This is a genomic window from Flavobacterium potami (genome assembly GCF_020026915.1).
In the GTDB taxonomy this organism is placed as follows: domain Bacteria; phylum Bacteroidota; class Bacteroidia; order Flavobacteriales; family Flavobacteriaceae; genus Flavobacterium; species Flavobacterium potami.
The window spans coordinates 687,697-706,357 of the sequence record NZ_JAINUY010000001.1; the positions used below are offsets into that span (position 1 = coordinate 687,697).

The 18,661-nt window shown below is 33.4% G+C and carries 11 protein-coding genes; 9 read left to right on the forward strand and 2 right to left on the reverse strand.

From position 1 onward, the window contains the following. Nucleotides 1-96 precede the first annotated feature (96 nt). The 4 genes from K6T82_RS03020 to K6T82_RS03035 all read left to right on the forward strand — a co-directional run bounded on the left by K6T82_RS03020 (nt 97) and on the right by K6T82_RS03035 (nt 2,623). On the forward strand, nt 97-735 hold the full coding sequence (locus K6T82_RS03020) for a rhomboid family intramembrane serine protease (RefSeq protein ID WP_223704534.1): 639 nt from the start codon (nt 97-99) through the stop codon (nt 733-735). A 51-nt stretch (nt 736-786) separates the two neighbouring features. Next, entirely contained in the window at nt 787-1,476 is a 690-nt protein-coding gene (locus K6T82_RS03025) for an SIMPL domain-containing protein (RefSeq protein WP_223704535.1), read from the forward strand. Nucleotides 1,477-1,588: 112 nt separating this feature from the next. Beyond that, the gene (locus K6T82_RS03030; RefSeq protein ID WP_223704536.1) at nt 1,589-2,158 is read left to right on the forward strand and encodes a Crp/Fnr family transcriptional regulator; all 570 of its coding nucleotides are present in this window, start codon (nt 1,589-1,591) and stop codon (nt 2,156-2,158) included. A gap of 75 nt (nt 2,159-2,233) precedes the next feature. Further along, nucleotides 2,234-2,623, forward strand: a complete 390-nt coding sequence (locus tag K6T82_RS03035; RefSeq protein ID WP_223704537.1) for a RidA family protein — start codon at nt 2,234-2,236, stop codon at nt 2,621-2,623. Nucleotides 2,624-2,696: 73 nt separating this feature from the next. On the opposite strand, the gene K6T82_RS03040 is transcribed toward K6T82_RS03035, so the two are convergent. Next, nucleotides 2,697-3,935 carry a sensor histidine kinase gene (locus tag K6T82_RS03040; RefSeq protein ID WP_223704538.1) on the reverse strand — a complete coding sequence of 413 codons (1,239 nt, stop codon included), beginning with the start codon at nt 3,933-3,935 and terminating at the stop codon, nt 2,697-2,699. Nucleotides 3,936-4,323: 388 nt separating this feature from the next. Here K6T82_RS03040 and K6T82_RS03045 point away from each other — a divergent pair, with 388 nt between their 5' ends. From K6T82_RS03045 to K6T82_RS03065, 5 genes are all read left to right on the forward strand, one after another. Next, nucleotides 4,324-8,022: a two-component regulator propeller domain-containing protein gene (locus tag K6T82_RS03045; RefSeq protein WP_223704539.1), complete on the forward strand. Its 3,699-nt coding sequence runs from the start codon at nt 4,324-4,326 to the stop codon at nt 8,020-8,022. Nucleotides 8,023-8,198: 176 nt separating this feature from the next. Beyond that, the gene (locus tag K6T82_RS03050; RefSeq protein ID WP_223704540.1) at nt 8,199-11,168 is read left to right on the forward strand and encodes a SusC/RagA family TonB-linked outer membrane protein; all 2,970 of its coding nucleotides are present in this window, start codon (nt 8,199-8,201) and stop codon (nt 11,166-11,168) included. Nucleotides 11,169-11,184: 16 nt separating this feature from the next. After that, entirely contained in the window at nt 11,185-12,927 is a 1,743-nt protein-coding gene (locus K6T82_RS03055; RefSeq protein ID WP_223704541.1) for a RagB/SusD family nutrient uptake outer membrane protein, read from the forward strand. Nucleotides 12,928-13,196: 269 nt separating this feature from the next. After that, nucleotides 13,197-14,990, forward strand: a complete 1,794-nt coding sequence (locus tag K6T82_RS03060) for an alkaline phosphatase (protein WP_223704542.1) — start codon at nt 13,197-13,199, stop codon at nt 14,988-14,990. A gap of 185 nt (nt 14,991-15,175) precedes the next feature. Further along, a complete protein-coding gene (locus K6T82_RS03065; RefSeq protein WP_223704543.1) occupies nt 15,176-16,960 on the forward strand; it encodes a mechanosensitive ion channel family protein in 1,785 nt (594 codons plus the stop codon). A gap of 77 nt (nt 16,961-17,037) precedes the next feature. Here K6T82_RS03065 and K6T82_RS03070 read toward each other — a convergent pair whose 3' ends face one another. Then, complete coding sequence (locus tag K6T82_RS03070; protein WP_223704544.1) at nt 17,038-18,438, reverse strand: alkaline phosphatase; 1,401 nt, start codon at nt 18,436-18,438, stop codon at nt 17,038-17,040. Nucleotides 18,439-18,661: the final 223 nt, after the last annotated feature.

Here is an 18,661-nt window from a genome sequence, read left to right on the forward strand (position 1 = left end):
AAAGATAAATTAAAAATGATTAAGGTTTGATAAAATGCTTTTTTACTAACTTATCTTTAAGAATTATTATATTTACCATTCACAAAATAATAATTTATGAATATCATTTTAGTAGGTATTATTGTTGCAAATGCTGTTATTAGTTATAAAGGTTTTAATGACCTTTATTTTTTTAGAAAGTACGAATTTCATGTAGGAAGTATTCGTTCAGGAGAACAGATTAGAATGTTGTCTTCTGGCTTTTTGCATGTTGATATGATGCATTTAATCTTTAATATGCTGACGCTTTATTTCTTTGCTCCTGTAGTTTTAAACTGGCTTGGAAATTTTTCTTTTGTTTTAATTTATTTTGGAAGTTTGATTTTTGGAAACCTTCTAACGATGTTATTTCACAAAAACGATTATAGTTATCGTGCCGTTGGAGCATCGGGAGCTGTAACAGGCGTTTTGTATTCGGCAATATTATTACAGCCAAATATGATGTTGGGTGTCTTTTTTGTCATTCCTATGCCAGCTTATATTTTTGGTATTGTGTATTTATTATACTCGATTTATGGAATGCGTGCTAAAAACGATAATATCGGACATACAGCGCATTTTGGAGGTGCTATAGGCGGTTATTTGATTACTTTGATAAAAGAACCATCTTTATTTGCAGATAATACTTTGATGGTAATCTTGCTTGCGATTCCAATTGTTATTCTTTTCGGAATGGCAAAATTGGGCAAATTATAATGCTGGCATAACTTTTGAAAAGCTTTTATTAAATATTAAAATTTAACAAAAATGAAAAAACTAGTATTATTTTTAACAATCATGTTTATGACTATGTCTTACGGCCAGGAAATCAAACAAATACCTCTAATTAATGTTAATGGAGAAGGAAAAGTAAAAGTAGCACCTGATCAGGTTTGTATTTCAGCTTCGGTTGAAACAAAAGGGAATAATGCTAAAGACGTTAAAAAACAAAACGACGAAAAGATGGATGCTGTTTTGAAATTCATCAAAAAAATGAATATTCCAACAGCTGATTTTAAAACGAAACAAGTTGCTCTTAATCCGCAATACGATTACGAGAAAAAGAAAACTTCTTACAACGCTACACAAACTGTAGAAATCGTAGTAAAAGATTTATCTAAATACGATGAATTGATGGAAGGTTTGGTTCAACAAGGAATCAACCGTATTGATCGAGTTTCTTTTGAGTCATCTAAATTAACGCAATATCAATCTGAAGCTAGAAAATTAGCAATGAAAGATGCAAAAGTAAAAGCTGAAGAATACGTTTCTGTTTTAGGACAAAAAGTAGGTAAAGCGTTTACAATTTCAGACAATTCTCAAGTATATCATCCACAGCCAATGTACGCGGCTATGAGAATGAAAGAAGCAGATGCTATGGGGTCTTCTAATGAAACTTTAGCAATTGGCGAAATCGAAATTACAGCAAATGTTAGCGTAAGTTTTGTATTAGACTAAGCGTTTATAAAATACCAATATTTAAAATCCAAATTCCAAATGAAAACTGGGATTTGGATTTTTTTATGTTTTAAAACTACATTACTTTAGCTTTGTTTTTCAAAAGAATTTTATGAATAATCCAGAGCAATTTCTTCGGGCACATATTGAAAAAGTGATTTCTTTAACAGACGAAGAAGCAGCTTTTATTATTTCGCATTTTCAATTAAAAACTTTTAGAAAAGGACAATTTATTATTGAGGTAGGAAATGATGTAAACGAAGTTTATTTTGTATTGTCGGGACTTGTAAAATTAGTTTATGAAGATCAGGATGCTAAACAGCATATTGTTTCTTTTGCAATGGAAGATTGGTGGGAAACCGATTTTCAGGCATTTTACACACAAAATAAAGCACAGCTGACTTTAGAATGTATCGAAGACACGTTGGCGTATGGTCTGTCATTTGATAACTTCGAAAAACTGTTTTCAGATTCTCGAAAAATGGAACGTTTTTTTCTTCGAAAATCTATTGCAGGTCATATTGGCTCTCAAACGCGAATCTTATCTTTTTTGACTTCCAATGCTCGCGAAAGGTATGAACAATTACTTTCTAAAAACCCTTCTTTGTTGCAACGCGTTCCCAAAAGCTCTTTGGCTTCTTACTTAGGCGTTTCTCGCGAAACACTCAGTCGTCTTTTTTAAATAGTGATATTTGTCACGGCATCAATTGGGAGAGTCTGTTGATTTTTGCATCATAAATATTTAAAATATAAAACGATGGAAAAAAAAGTCATTAATCCATGGAAATGGCAAGATGCAAGAAACTATGTTCAGGCTGTAGATGTAAGCAATGTAAAAGGAACTTTATACATTTCAGGTCAGACCGCTATTGATGAAAATGGTGTTTCGAGCAGTGCGGATATGCGAACTCAATTAATAGAAACTTTAGAAAATTTGGAAAAAGTAATTCATGATGCCGATTATGAATTAAAGAATATCGTGAGATTGAATGTTTACACGACGGATTCTGTTTCATTGTTTGAAAACTTCGATGTTTTTCAGGGATGGATTCAAAAGAACAACATTAAGCAGTCTAGTACTGTCTTGGAAGTAAAAAGTCTTTTCGAAACTTTAAAGGTTGAATTGGAAGCTACTGTGGTGAGATAGTCAATATTAAAAATTCCAAATTTTCAAATCCAATTTGCTATCCTTGAATTTGAAAATTTGGAATTTACCTTTTTTAAATAGTCTCTAATGGCAGAGTAAATTTGAAACTACTGCCTTCTCCAGGTTCGCTTTCTACCCAGATTTTACCGTTATGGATGTTGATAAATTCGCTGCAAAGCAATAAGCCGAGTCCGCTTCCGGTTTCATTTTCTGTACCTTTTTGTATCACTTTTTCGTTAATTCGGAACAAGTTTTCTTTTATCGAGTCAGGAACTCCAATGCCGTTATCGGTAATAGAAATTTTGGCTAGTTTACCGGTTTTAAGGAGTTTGATTTTAATTTCGCCGTTTTTCTCTGTAAATTTAATTGCATTGCTCAATAAATTGCGTAAAACAGTACCAATCATGTTTTTATCGACGTCGGCTTCAATAAGATCGGTCGATTCAAAAATGAGCTTTATATCTTTATGTAATGCAGCATTTTTACTTAATTCCAGGTTTTCTTGGATTAGGTTGTTCAGTAAAACATTTTGTGGAGAAAAGGTAATCATCCCGGTTTGTATGCGCGACCATTCCAAAAGATTTTCCAAAAGCTTGTAAATGTTTTTATTAGATTCGTGCTGCATTTCTGAAATCTCCCTGATTTCTTCGCGACTATAATCCTCGATATTCTCAAGAAAGAGTTCGGAAAGCGAAACAGATGATCCTAAAGGTCCTCTTAAATCATGCGATATGATGGAAAAAAACTGATTTTTATCGTCTAGAAGTTTCTGAATTTTAAGGTCTTGTTTTTCTTTTACCAATAGTAAAAATCCAACGATTCCGATAAGAGACAACAAAAACAAACAAATGCTGTATAAACTGTCCAAAGTACCGTAAGAAATAATTTGATCTTGCGGATAAAGGTATCTGTAAATGGTCCGGATTAATATTAAAACCTCAAAACCGCCATAACACAGGACATAAAAAGTTTTAAAAAAGCTTTTTTTCTTTTCTGTAAAATAGCTGATTGTTGGTAGTAAATATATAGCAAAAACACCTACGCCGCCAATAACTACGCGCATATTCATTGATGCTTCAAATATAGTTGCCACATTAAAAATTAAAATAGAAAGGATCGTAATTGCTATTTGAAACCTAAAATATTTTTTTGCTTTTGTTTTTATAAGAGCCAACATTGCAACCGATTCGTAGCAGCAAGCGGTAAAAATCATAGAATTGGCAATATTGATGGAGGTGAAATCGTTGATGATACCTCGTAAAAGAGCTAATACCCACGCAACTGTGAGTATTAATTTTCCTAAACCGTACAATTTTAATACTTTTTTGTTATCGCTAGTTGCGTAGGAAAAGGAATAACTAAAAATAAGTATACAAGTAAAAAAATTGCCCCAGAAGTATAGTAGAAAAATTGTTTTTGGATCTACAGGTAAAAGTTGAAACATTCTTGATTTGGGCTTTAATCTAATCTGCAAATATACGAATTATACAAAGAAACTGCAGAAATACAGGTATTAACATAAGATTACCATCTCAATATGTTTGTTTGATTTATTTAGCAATTACTTAAACAAATTGATTTAAGGTATCATTTAATAGCTTTCTGCGCTGCTATGAGATTTTTCGCTGGTTTTTAACTTAACATATAGTTTATGTTTAAGTTACTTTCTGATTGTATACTTGCGAGTTAAATTTTAAGCAATGATTAGGGCAATACAATTATTTTTTCTTTTTACACTGTGTGCATTTGGACAGCAGATTAAATTCGAAAATTTTACAACAAACCAAGGATTATCTAACAATTCGGTAGTAGATGTAGAAAGTGACAAAGATGGAGGTTTATGGATTGCCACTTGGGATGGTTTAAATTATTTTGATGGTTATATTTTTAAGATTTTTAAAAATAATTTCAATAATTCGAAAACCATTTCCAGTAATTATATCACCAAATTGAAGAGGGATAAAAGTGGAAAAATCTGGATCATGACCAAAGAGGGACACGTAAATTGTTATCTTGGTAATGAGGAATTTGAAGAATTTAAGTTTAAAACTACTCCCAAAAACCTGTACTTATCTCAGAAAGGAAATATTGTTGTCGAAACAGAAAAAGAGTATTATGAATATAAAAACAACTCTTTTGCAGAAACAACCCCAAACAATGTCAAAAAAACGGACTTTACTAGTTTAAAAAACATTCTACTTCGCAAGTATCCTAAGTTGATTATTAATGATGTTTTAAAAGATAAATCTGGAAATATTTGGTATGCGACCCGAGAAAATGGATTGTATATTATTACAAACGAAAATAAGATAGAACATCTTACAGCAGATTTATATGCGCCTTATTCTTTTAAAAATAATGAAATAGAAACATTTCATCTGGATGATTTCGGAAATATTTGGTTAGGACAGAAAGATGGTGGTTTGAGTATGGCCTTTACAGGTTCGGAAAAGATAAACGCTATCGTACCGCATCCTATAAAAGAACCGTATCTTCCTGATGAAACAATTCGAGCTATTACCAAAGATAATAAAGGAAAAATCTGGCTAGGATATTATACCAGAGGACTTTATTGCTACAACGATAAGAGTCACTTTTTTGAAAAATTTAAAATTGACAAAGCAAGTTCGCATCCTGATTGGGAACGTGTTAGAAGCTTGTTTACTTCAAGTGATGGAAATATCTGGGCAGGAACCTACAAAGGAATTGTAAGGATTTCGGGCAATACATGCACAACTTACGAAACTAGTGCCATGGACGGAGTTTCTATCAATAGGTGTTATTCTATTATTGAAGATCAAAATAAACAATTGTGGATGGGATGCTGGGGCGGTCTGGCTAAGTTTAATTTGTTGACAGGGAAATTTGAGAAATTTAAGGGACAGGAATTATTTAGTAAATATCACATTAGAAATGTTAAGAAAAACAATCAGAACCTTATTCTTTCTACCGAAAACAACGGTGTAATTGTATTTAACTTAACGACAAATACTTTAAAAAAAATCACAACCAAAGAAGGAATTTTAGGAAATAGTATTTATTCTGTTTTTGTAGACAATGAATTTGATAATTACTGGATTGCTTCTTTAGGAGGTGTAACTGTTTATAATAAAAAATCAGGAGTCGTAAAAAATATAACAGAGGCAGAAGGATTGCCAAGTCATATGGTTTATGGACTTATAGATACGGGAGATAAAGTCTGGATAAGCACTACAAAAGGAATTGCTGCTATTGATAAGAAAAAGTATACTGTTACTTCTTATAATCCGTATTATGGATGGCAGGCTCCCGAATTTTCTGAAGGAGCCTATTATCAGGATTCTAAAGGAAATTTATTTTTTGGAGGGGTAGAAGGAGTTAATTATTTTAATCCGGGGACTATTTATACCAACAATTCAAAAGCGAAAATAAAATTGAAAATTGATGGTGTCGAAAATTCTTCGGCTTCGATAGAGAAAAGTTTCAGCAAAAATGGGATGGAAATTGAAGTATTGCCAATTCATTTTCCAGGAAATAAAAAAAACAATATTTATTATAAACTGGAAGGTAGAGATGAAAAATGGATGCCTTTACCTGCAAACAATAAAATAGAATACAGGAATCTGTCTTCTGGAGATTACAGTTTTATAATTAAACAAGGCAAAGACGGAAAACCAGAACCAGTCTATTTTTCACTTCACATTGGTAAAGCATTTTACGAATCGATTTGGTTTTATATGCTTCTATCCGGTGTTATTCTTCTGATTTGTATTGTCGTAGTTTATGTTAAAAATAAAGCAGCTCAGGCGCAACAAAAATACTTGGAAGAACTTGTTGCAGCAAGAACTGCGGTTATCGAGAACCAGAAAAAAGAAATGGAAGAAGTGAACGCAGAACTGGATGAAAAGAATACTAAAATTCTGGAACAAAAAGAAAAACTGCTTATTCTTCATAGTAACTTGAAAAAGGAAAATTTTGAAATAGAAAAATTTAAAACTTTCATGCTGGCAGAATTTCAGGAACCCATTTCTAAAATTATTAAAATTTCGAGCGCCTTTAAAAAAGATACCGAAACGCATCGCGATTTAATAATGCAGTCAGGAAAATTGGTGAAACTTATTTCCGAATGGAATTATTTGGAACATGTAAAAGATTTGGGCCCTGTAAAGAAATCGGTTGCAAGCCTTTTTCCTGTTTTTAAGAATAATGTGGAAAAACTGAAAAAAGACTTACAGCTAAATGAAGTCAATTTTAATTGTGAAATTGATAATACAGATTGTTTTGCGACTGTCGATGTGTTGCGATTAAAATTGGCAATGCAGTACTTTTTTAATGATTTAAGTAAATATTCAGATAAAGACAGCACTGTAAATATTGCGATTACTTATGCGTTTGATGGTATTGAAATTAAAGCCACTTCGGATAGTGTTATTTTAAAAGAAAACTGGTACAACATCTCGCATTATAGTCCTTATTTTAAAGCGTTGCAGGTTTTGCTACAAGATTTAGAAGGAGAGCTGATTTCGTTTTCGCAAGAAGATTTTGCGTTGACATTACGAATTCCGATAGAAGTTGTTGATCCCGAGATTAATTTTAAGGAAACCATTTCGTGGAAAAACTTTAATTACCCTGATCAATTTTCGGCTGATAAAAAATGTCTTTTGGTTTTTGGAGATGCCTATAACAATCCAGCGGCCAGTCAGGTTTTGGAAAGCGAGAATTTTAACCTGATTTTTGAAAATTCTGTTTTCAATCTGAATTCGGTAATGAAACAAATTGATATTTCGGCTTTAGTCTTATATCAGACAGAGTTTTCAAAAAAGCTAATTGACTTTTTAAAACTGAATAAGGAAAATTCGAATATCAAAATACCGATGATTTATATTTCGGAAGATATCAACTACGAATTGAATGAACAATTATTAGAAATTGGTATCCAAACTCATATTCAGCTTCCTGCCAGCGCATCATTCGTCAGAAAAAAAATTGACAGTTTGATTAATCAGAATATAGAACCTTTGAGAGAACATAAAATTCAAGAAAAGATATTTGAGATTCTGACCGAAAATAACGAGCATGTAACGGCCAATGACAGGCTTTTAAGAAAGGCTTTGGAAATTATTAAACAACAATTGCACAACCCGTCTTTTAACGTAGAAATGTTAGGAGAAGAATTGGGTATTTCTAGAGTAAAATGTTATCGTGTATTTAAAGAAACATTAAACCAATCGCCATCAGATATATTAATGTCGCTTCGATTGCAAAAGGCAGAAGTTCTCTTAAAAACAAAAAGATTAAACATCTCAGAAATAAGTTTTGAATGCGGTTATAATGATCCAAAATACTTTGGACGCTCGTTTAAAAAGTATTTTGGGAAAACTCCTAAAGAATTCAAAGAGTTTAAAGAGTACTCGGTTTAGAATTTTTGTTAGCCCTGCATTTATAGAAAGTTAGGGCAATGTTAATGTGCAATTTTCACCTTTTTTGTTGTTAATACTATCCTAAATTGAATTAAAAGTCCTCTTTTGAAAAACAAAAATCCTCCCTTTGGAGGTTTCGTTAAAATACTTTTGGCAAAACAAAAAACGTATTTTAAATGAAAAAAATTTATGCATTATTAATTCTTGCTTTAGGATGTATGTCTTATTCCTATGCGCAGGTATCAGTATCAGGAGTTGTAGTTTCTGACGCAGAAAAAATACCCGTACCAGGGGTTTCTGTTTATGTGAAAGGAGAGCCTAAAGCAGGTGTTACTACAGATTTTGATGGAAATTTTGTAATTAAGGCAAAGATTAATCAAGGTGTTTTGGTTTTTTCTTATGTTGGATTTCAAACTAAAGAAGTCCCTTTTACTGGAAATCAGAAATTAAATGTTTCTCTTGCAGAAGAGGTTAGTTCTTTGAATGAAGTAGTAGTGGTAGGTTACGGTTCGCAAAAAAGATCGGATGTAACAGGAGCTATTGGTTCTGTAAAAAGCGAAAATTTCAATAAAGGAGTTGTGGCCAATGCAGGACAATTGATTCAGGGAAAAGTTGCGGGTGTAAATGTTGTTGCAGCAAGTGGTGAACCAGGAGCTAATCAGGACATCATTATTCGTGGAGCAGGAAGTTTGCGTTCAGGAACAACACCACTTTATGTAGTTGACGGATTTGCATTGGACAATTCAGGAACAGGTGTGGCTTCTAACCCAATGAACTTTATCAATCCACAAGATATAGAAAGTATTGAAGTGCTTAAAGATGCCTCTGCATCTGCAATTTATGGTTCTAGAGCGGCTAATGGAGTAATTGTAATTACGACTAAAAAAGGAGCAAAAGGACAAACTAAAATCAATCTTTCGATGACTACTGGTATGTCTACATTAGCTAATAAAGTAGATGTTTTCAGTGCAGATGAATTTAGAAGAGGAGTTGCTGCTGTAAATGGAACTTTAATTGACGGTGGAGCAAATACGGACTGGCAAGACGAATTAACTAGAACTGGAGTTTCTCAAAATCTTAATTTATCTATGAGCGGAGGAACAGATAAATCTACTTACTCTGCATCATTAGGTGTTGATGATCAACAAGGTGTTTTAAAAAACAGTGATTTGAAACGTTATACAGGACGTTTAAACTTAAATCAAAAAGCACTTAATGATAAATTTAATGTTGCTTTTAATTTGACAGCAACAAAACTTGAAAATTCAAGACCAGATGCAAGAGCTTTAGTTCAGAATATGTTGACAATGAACCCAACTGATGCGGTTTATGTTAACGGGCAACCAAATCTTAATTTAAGTAACGATATTTTAAATCCGCTGATCAGTCAGAGTTTATATTCTGATGAAACAACCAACAATCGTATTTTGGCAAATATTTCACCATCATACGAGTTTGTAAAAGGATTAACTTATAAATTCAATCTAGGAGTTGATTACTCGATGTCTGAAAGAGATATTCAGGTTTTACCTTACTCGTCGGCAACTAATACAACTTTAGGAACTTTAAATAATATTTCTACTTCGAACAATAACATTTTATACGAAAATACATTAACGTATAATTTGAATGCGGGAGCTCATAGTTTTACGGTTTTGGCAGGTCAGTCTTATCAAAAAATTCAGGTAAATCAAAAGAACTATAATTTTAGAGGTTTCCCTGATAATGGTGTAGAACCAAAAAATCAGATTGGAGCTGCTAGTGAGCTTTTAAGTAAATCTTCTTCTGCGGTAGAAAATGAACTTCAATCTTTCTTTGGAAGATTAAATTATGGATATGATAATAAATATCTTCTTACGGCTACGATGCGTGCCGATGGTTCTTCTAAATTTGGTGAAAACAACAGATACGGATATTTTCCATCTGTGGCTTTAGGATGGAACATTACAAAAGAAGATTTCTTGAATGACTCTGAAACAATCAATAATCTTAAATTAAGAGCAAGTTGGGGACAAACTGGTTCTCAAGAAATTCCTTCTAAAATTACAAAAGCAAGTTATACAGAAAGTAATTCAGGAAACAATACCTATCCTTTAGATCCATCTGCTGTAGATTTAGGAAGTTATCCATATGGAACAATCTTTACACGTTTGGCTAGTCCAGATATTCAGTGGGAGGTTTCTACACAGACAAACGTAGGTCTTGATTTTAGTTTGTTTAATAATAGATTATCAGGAACTGTTGATTATTTTAATAAAGTTTCAAGCAAACTATTACTTCAAATTGCACCAACAGATCCTATTCAGCCTGTACCAATGTATTATACCAATATTCCTAATATGGAAATTAAGAACAACGGTATTGAGGTTGCTTTAGATTACAGCAGTGATAAAAGTCGTGACTTCTCTTATAGCATTGGAGGAAACGTATCTTTTACAAAAAACAGAGTTGAAAATTCGGCTTATAAAATATTGACAACAGGAGGTGCACAAGGAGGTGGACAATCTGGAGCAACTATTAATGGAATTATTAACAATCAGCCAATTGGATCGTTTTATATGCTTGACTTTGTAGGTATTGGTGCTGACGGATTAAATCAATTTGCTGATACAAATGGAGATGGTCAGATTCTAGACGACGACCGTATCGTTGCAGGTAGCGCTTTACCAGATTACATCTATGCTTTCTACTTGAATTTGAGATATAAGAATTTTGATTTTGGAGCTAATTTTAATGGTGTAGGAGGTAATAAAATTTACAACCACGTAGCCATGACTTCATTCAACAGAGGAAGTTTAGCGAATTCTTTCAATACAACAGATAGAGCTACTCAATATTTAAATGAAGCTTCTACAAACTCTAATACAGTTTCTACAAGATATTTAGAAGATGGAAGTTTCTTAAGATTAAACAATGCTACTCTAGGATACAATTTAAGCCCAAAATTAATCGGACTTAGTGATGTAATGGATAATATCCGTCTTTCAGTAACAGGGCAAAATTTATTTGTAATCACAAAATATAGTGGTTATGATCCTGAAATTAACACAGGAAGTTCTCTTGGAGAAATTCAGTCTTTTGGAATTGATTACTTCAGTTACCCAAGAAGTAGAACAATTGTATTTGGTCTAAATGTAGCATTTTAAAAAAAAATAATATAACATGAAAAATAAAATAATAGTAGGAGCGCTGGCATTCGGTTTATTATTTACCTGGAGCTGTACCAGTTTGGAAGAAAATGTATTGGATGAATCTTTAAACGGAATCGGGCAAGCAGAGGCGGTTGCCGGAGCAATTGCTCCAGCGTATGGTCAATTAAAATCAACATGGATTCATACTAACAACTTTGGTCTGCAATTAATTGCAAGTGACGAAGGAATTTTGCCTTACAGAGGAGGAACAGACTGGTATGATGGAGGTAAATATTTAGCAGTTCACGCTCATACAACAACTCCAACAAATGATTTGGTTACGAGTACTTGGAATGAAGTTACCATAAACCTTTCTAGAACATTAACAGCAATTGAAGTATTGACTCCACTTGCTAAAGATGGAAATGCAGAGGCACAAGGTGCACTTTATGAAATGAAAGCCCTAAGAGCTTATTTGCATATGATGACCTTGGATAACTGGGGAATTGTATTTAAAAAAGAATCATCTACCATAAACTCAGAGATAATTCGCGGAGAAGAAGCTGTTTCTTATATCGAAAGTGAATTATTATCTGTTGCAGATGTTATCAATAAAGATAAAGGTCCAGGTAGAATGACGCAAGCTGCGGTTTGGGGACTTCTTTCAAGATTGTACCTGAACGCTGCCGTTTATCGTGATCCATACGGAACACCTTCATTTGCTCCGGCAGATATGGATAAAGTGATCAAGTACACAGATAACATTATCAATTCAGGAAAATTCAGTTTGTCTCCTGAATATTTTGACTTATTTGATGATAATAATAATTCAAATAAAGAAGTAATATTCGCATTAGATCAGCGTGGAGTTTTAAAAGAAGAGCACAATCGTTGGGCTTATTGGTCAATTCCTGGTTCAATGTTTCCAAGACCTGAAAAAATTGATGCTGACGGAACTGACGGACCAGCAATTACATCAGATTTCTACCAAACTTGGATTGATGCTTACGGTTCTGTAGATCCTGCTGAAGCTGACTCTAGATTTTATAAAAACAATGCAAAAGTACCTGCAAACTTAAAAGACCTTACTGGATTTACTCCGTTAAACGATGAGAATCATTACTACTGTGTTAAAGCAGAAGAATTTGAAATCGACAGAGGAATCATGAGAGGAATTCCATGGGCTGCTAGAAAAGATAATAACGGTGCTTTTTACAAATGCGATACCGGATATAGAATTTATCCTGTAAAACAAATTAAAGGAAATGGTCCTGATAAAAATGTTGGTTATGTTAACCTAACTCTTAAAGTTGATTTTACAAAAGAAGGAAGTATGCACTATTCTGGTTACAGAGTTTCTAAATATCAATTTAGCCATACTTCTCCAGACGGAAACAACTTCAGTAGTGTAGATATGGTTTTACTTAGATATGCTGAAATTTATATGATGCGTGCTGAAGCAAAATTAAGAAAAGGTGATAATGGCGGTGCTTTAGCAGATATGAATACAGTAAGAACTTCAAGAACAGCTCGTGCTCCAATTCCAGCTGCACTTCCAGCAATCGATTTAAATATTTTATACAGAGAGTATGGTTTTGAATTTTATTGGGAAGGTTTAAGAAGAAATACTCAAATTCGTTTCAGCCATTTTGAAGATAAATGGACAGAAAAAGCTGATACTGATGTAAACAAAAGGTTGTTCCCAATTCCACAAAAGGCAATTGATGGAGCTTCTAATACACCAGGATATTTAGTTCAGAATAAAGGATATTAATTAAGTAAGTTGTTTTTATTGTGTTAGTTTAAGAAGGCTGCTAATGCTTAAGCAGTCTTCTAACGCTTAGTTGTGAAAACAGGGTGGTTTTGAAAGATTTAAAACCACCTGTTTTTTAATTTTTTTCTAAGAACATTATTCGTAAAAAAATATTTCGGTTTTACTCTGTCTGCCCTTCAGAAAAAAGCGAAATTATTTTTAAATCATTCACCTTTTTTGCCTCAACCTACTGCTTTTATTTTTCCAATTTTCCATTAATTTATTATAAAATGAAAACATCATTTTTGTTCATTAGCTTGTTCCTGTCATTATTTGGAGCAAGAAACTTACTATATTCTCAGGAGCAGGTTAAAATACATTCTCATAACGACTATAACCAAACAATTCCATTTTGGGATGCTTATTCTAATGGAGCAACATCTATCGAAGCTGATATTTTTCTGAAAGATAACGACTTATATGTATCTCATGATTTTCAGGGTATTACCACTTCCAGAACTTTAGAAGATTTGTATTTAAAGCCTCTTGAAACGGCTTTAAAAATGAATTTTAAAAAAGAAAAACAATTGGTTTTGCTAATCGATATAAAAACCGAAGCTGAGCCAACTCTTAATAAATTGGTTGCTGTTTTAAATAAATATCAATCTATTACAACAAGTAAGGATATTAAAATTATTGTTTCAGGAAACAGACCCCAAGCAGAAACATATACAAAATATCCGAGCTTTATTTACTTTGATTTTCAGGAATTAGGAAAATCAATTTCAAAAGAAAGTTGGGAAAAAGTAGCCATGGTTAGCGCAGATTTTAAAAAATTTTCTGTCTGGAACGGACTAGGAAGGCTAACTCATGAAGACTATAATAAAGTTAGTGCAGTTATTGCAAAAGCTAAAGAAACCAATAAACCATTTCGTTTTTGGGGAGCTCCGGACACAAAAAGTGCATGGAAAGCATTTTTAGAATTAGGAGTAGATATCATCAACACCGATTCGCCCTATAATTGTGTCCAGTATATTCAGGCATTACCTAAAAGATTGATAACGGCTAGTAATTTTTCTACCGTATATAAACCAACTTATAAAACAGATCAAAAAGAACAACCGGTTAAAAATGTTATTCTTTTAATTGGAGACGGAAATGGTTTATCTCAAATTTCTTCTGCTGTTTTAGCCAATAATGGTGCCTTAACTGCTACTCAATTAAAAAGTATTGGTTTTATAAAAACACAGTCTGCAGATGATTTTACAACAGATTCGGCGGCTGCAGGTACAGCATTGGCAACAGGTCAGAAAACAAATAACAGAGCAATTGGAACAGATAGTTTAAGAAAGCCAATTGTAAATATTATGGAGGTTTTGCAAAAAAGAAAATACGCAACAGGCGTAATTACTACAGACGAAATCACAGGAGCAACTCCAGCTGCTTTTTACGCGCACACAGAAGAAAGATCGAATACAGATTTGATTGCTAAAGATTTAGAAAAAAGCAAATTGAATTTATTTATTGGAGGTGGTGCTTCTACTTTTAAAAATAAAAAATTGGACTTTAAATTTAAATTATTGAATTCGGTTAAAGAACTACAAAACGTGATCAATGATACTGTTGGTGTTTTTATTGCTGAAGGAAGAGTTCCATCGGTTTTAGAAGGGAGAGGAGAATTACTCGCAGATGCTACCAAATACGGTTTGGAGTTCTTAAACAAAAAGAAAAAGCCTTTTTTCCTAATGGTAGAAGGAGCTCAAATTGATAGTTTTGGACACGTTAACAACGTTGGCGGAATCGTATCTGAAACGATAGATTTTGATACCGCTATTACACAAGCTATTATGTTCGCAGACAAAAATGAAGGAACTTTGGTAATTGTTACTGCAGATCATGAAACTTCAGGATTTGCAATTCCGCAAGGAAATGTAAAAAAGCATAAAATTGAAGGTGATTTTATCACAAACGATCATACAGCGACAATGGTTCCTATTTTTTCTTACGGACCACATTCACAAGATTTTCAAGGCGTTTATGAAAACAATGAAGTGTTCGCTAAAATACTTTCATTACTGAAATAAAATCAAATTAAAAACAGCCCCCATCTGTTTATGAAGCCCGCTAATTATTTAGGTAATGGCGGGCTTCTAATTTTTTAAACCGAATTGATTTTTTGAAAAGAAACACTCTTTTTATTTTTCAAAGGTTTTATTTCTCTTTTAGATTTCTTATTTTTAGTAATGTAATTGCTAAAATAGAAAAAGCTATGATTTTAGGTGTTAAACGTTTACTGTCTTATATCGTACTTTTGCTGTTGTTCTTAATAACATCAAATACAGCAGAAGCCCAGTTATTAGGTTCGGCCAAAGCGACTACAGAAGAACCCGTAAAAACTCCGGAAGATTCTCTGGGAAGAAGAACACCGCAAGGAACGGTTAACGGATTTATCAAAGCAATTGGTGACCAAAATTACCTTCGCGCCAGCCAATATTTGGTATTAAGCAAGCGCTCGTACCGAAAAACATCCGAAAGAATTAGAATAGTAAAAACGTTTCAGCAATTATTAGATCAGGGCGGTAATTTGTCGCCATCTTCTATTATCAGTAATAAAGAAACCGGACGTGTAGACGATGATTTGGCAACTGGTGTTGATCTTGTTGGAAATATCTCCACAAACAAAACAGCCATCCATTTGTATGTAGAAAACCAGGAAGACGATAGTCAGCCTGCATTATGGCTTTTTTCTGCAGAAACTGTCGAAGCGATTATGGATGCTGATATTAGGGGAGAAAAAACTTTTTTAGACAGGGTTTTACCCAATATTTTAATAGAAAAAAAGCTGTGGAATGTTCCAATAGGACATTGGTTGGTAGTGGTGGTTATGACTGGTTTATCTTATCTGCTTTCCAGATTGTTAATTTTTGCACTTGTTTTTCTGCTTCAGAAAATATGGAAAAAAGCAGCTACCGAAAAAGGTGAAGCAATAATAGAAGCTTTTACATTACCGGTTCAAATGTATCTAACGGTTATTCTGTTTGTTGCATTTACACAACGAATGGGAATTTCCATTGTTGTGCGTCAACGTTTTAGTATCATTATCATTACTATAAGTATTGTAGCATTTTTAATTCTGCTTTGGCGAATGACCGATTTTGTCAGTATGTTCACCCGAAGCCGAATGAACAGACGTGGAAGAATCTCTGCCGTTTCTGCTATTTTGTTTTTAAGCAGAACCACAAAAGTTGCCATTGTTTTTATCGGAATTATTGCCATTCTCGGAATAATCGGTGTCGATGTAACAGCCGGACTGGCAGCGCTGGGTATTGGAGGTATTGCTTTAGCATTGGGAGCACAAAAAACCATAGAAAATTTTGTGGGAAGTGTGAGCCTTATTGCCGATCAGCCTTTACGAGTAGGCGATTATTGCAGAGTGGATGACATTAAAGGAACAGTAGAGTCAATCGGAATGCGTTCTACTATGCTTCGAACCGCTGCGCGTACCATTGTAACGATTCCAAACGGACAATTATCTGCCAGTAAAATAGAAAATTTTGCGCATCGTGACCGTTTTATCTTTAATCCGATTTTTAACTTTAGAATGGAAACCACTCCCGATCAGATGCGTTATCTGTTGGTAGAACTTAGAACTTTGTTGTACGCTCATCCTTCTGTACTAAATTCTTCTCCAGTGGTGCGTTTTACAGGTATTACAAATGATGCTTTTAAAGTTGAAATTACAGCCTATATTGAAGGATCAAGTTTTGAAAATTCTCAGGAAGTCCAAGAAGATTTATTATTAAGAATGATGGATATTATAGAAAAAAGCGGTACTTCTCTCGCATATCCGTCTCAAACACTTTATGTAGCAAGAGATACGCCTCCGTCAAGCGAAAAATCTGCTGAGGTTTCAGAAACAGTTAAAAAATGGAAAGAAAATAACGAATTGCAATTACCTAAATTCGATCCAAAACGTGTTGAAGAAATAAAAGGAAGTATCAAATATCCGGATGATGGAAGCTTTAAACCTGAAGACGATAATACCATTTTTTGAAACAAAATCTAAATAGAAAAAGAGTTTAAAAATGATTTTTTAAACTCTTTTTTTATGAAATAAAATGTTGAGATTTTTTAAACAGCCATTGCAGCTTCCAGCATTAAATAATGCATATCTGTATTTTTTACAAAAGGTTTTAGAAGTTCACTTCCAGGACCAAATGCTGCCAATTCAACATAATCTCCCGAATGATCCATGCTGATCCATCCCACATTATTGTGTTTTTTCTGTATTTCAGAATAAGCTTTGAATGGTAGTTTTTTGTAATTATATAATCCATCCTCAGATTTTTCTAAACCAGAATAAAAATCAAGTAAATGTTGAGCTTCCTGATCGCTTAAACTTATTTTGTTGGTTTGATAAATCCAGTCTTTTATCTGTTGCAGATTGAAATCGCTATGAATAGAATTTAAGATATATTCATTCGTGTATTTGTAATCGGCAATGCTGTTAAAATTTTTAGTTGCTTCTGAGCCGTAAATAAGTCCTGGATTCGCATTACCATGATCTGTAGTAATGATAACCAGTGTTTCTTTATCGTTTTCTGCAAAATCAATAGCGGTTTTAACTGCTTCATCAAATGCCAGCTGATCGTGTATTAAAGCAGCAATATCATTCGCATGGGCTGCCCAGTCTACTTTTCCTCCTTCAATCAGAAGTACAAAACCGTCTTTATGATCTTTCATCTGGTCAATAGCGGCTTTACTCATTTCAGCAAGTGTTGGTGTATGCTGCAAATCTGGAATATTAGCTCTGTCAATTGAATATGGCAATGCTCCAGTAGAAAAGACACCTAAAGTTTTAGTATTCTTTTTCAAATTCCCAAGCCCTGATTTGTCCTTTAAAATCTGATACCCTTTTTCCTCGTAGCTTTTATAAACGTCTTTTTTGTCTTTTCTTTTTGATGGATTAAAGAATTCGTCTCCTCCGCCCATTAAAACATCCATTCCCAATTGAGCGTACATTTCAGCGATCTCATTTTCGGCGTTTCTGCTGTCAGAGTTGACACAAAAACCTGCTGGAGTTGCATGTGTAATGGTAACCGTTGTAACACAGCCGGCTTTTTTTCCTGCATTTTTAAATTTTTGCCAGATCGGAAGGTATTTTTCCCCATTTGCACCCACATTCAAAACACCATTTTTGACACGATGACCACCACCGAAAGATGAACTTGCAGCAGCAGAATCTGTAACAGCCGAACTTGCAGATGCTGTATCCATAAGGGCTCTTGAAACTTTATTTTCGGCATACAAATTCATCCAATTGCCATTTTTATTTAAGATGTTTTGTGCGTATAAGTTTGCCATTTGGAGTGTTCCCGTGCTCATTCCATCAGAAATCATGAAAATTATATTTTTGGCTTTTTTGCTTTTCTTTGAAATGGATTCCAAATCATTTGAAAAAATGACTGTCGGACTCATTACGGCCAATCCGCTTAGTAAGGTAGAGCCTTTAAGAAATCTACGTCTATTCATTTTACGTCTTTTAAATTTTTGGGCAATTTAAATCAAAAATCATAATTAATGAAACATTGTTGCGTTAATTAATTGTCATTTTTTACGAAATTTTGAATTTTATTTATTCCAATTTCTCTTCAAATAAAATAAAAGTTTATTTTTACTTTTTGTAACATCCTTCTTGTTTGTCATTCCGATATAATCCTTCCTAATTATAGCGACAGACTGTTGGTTCAGAAGG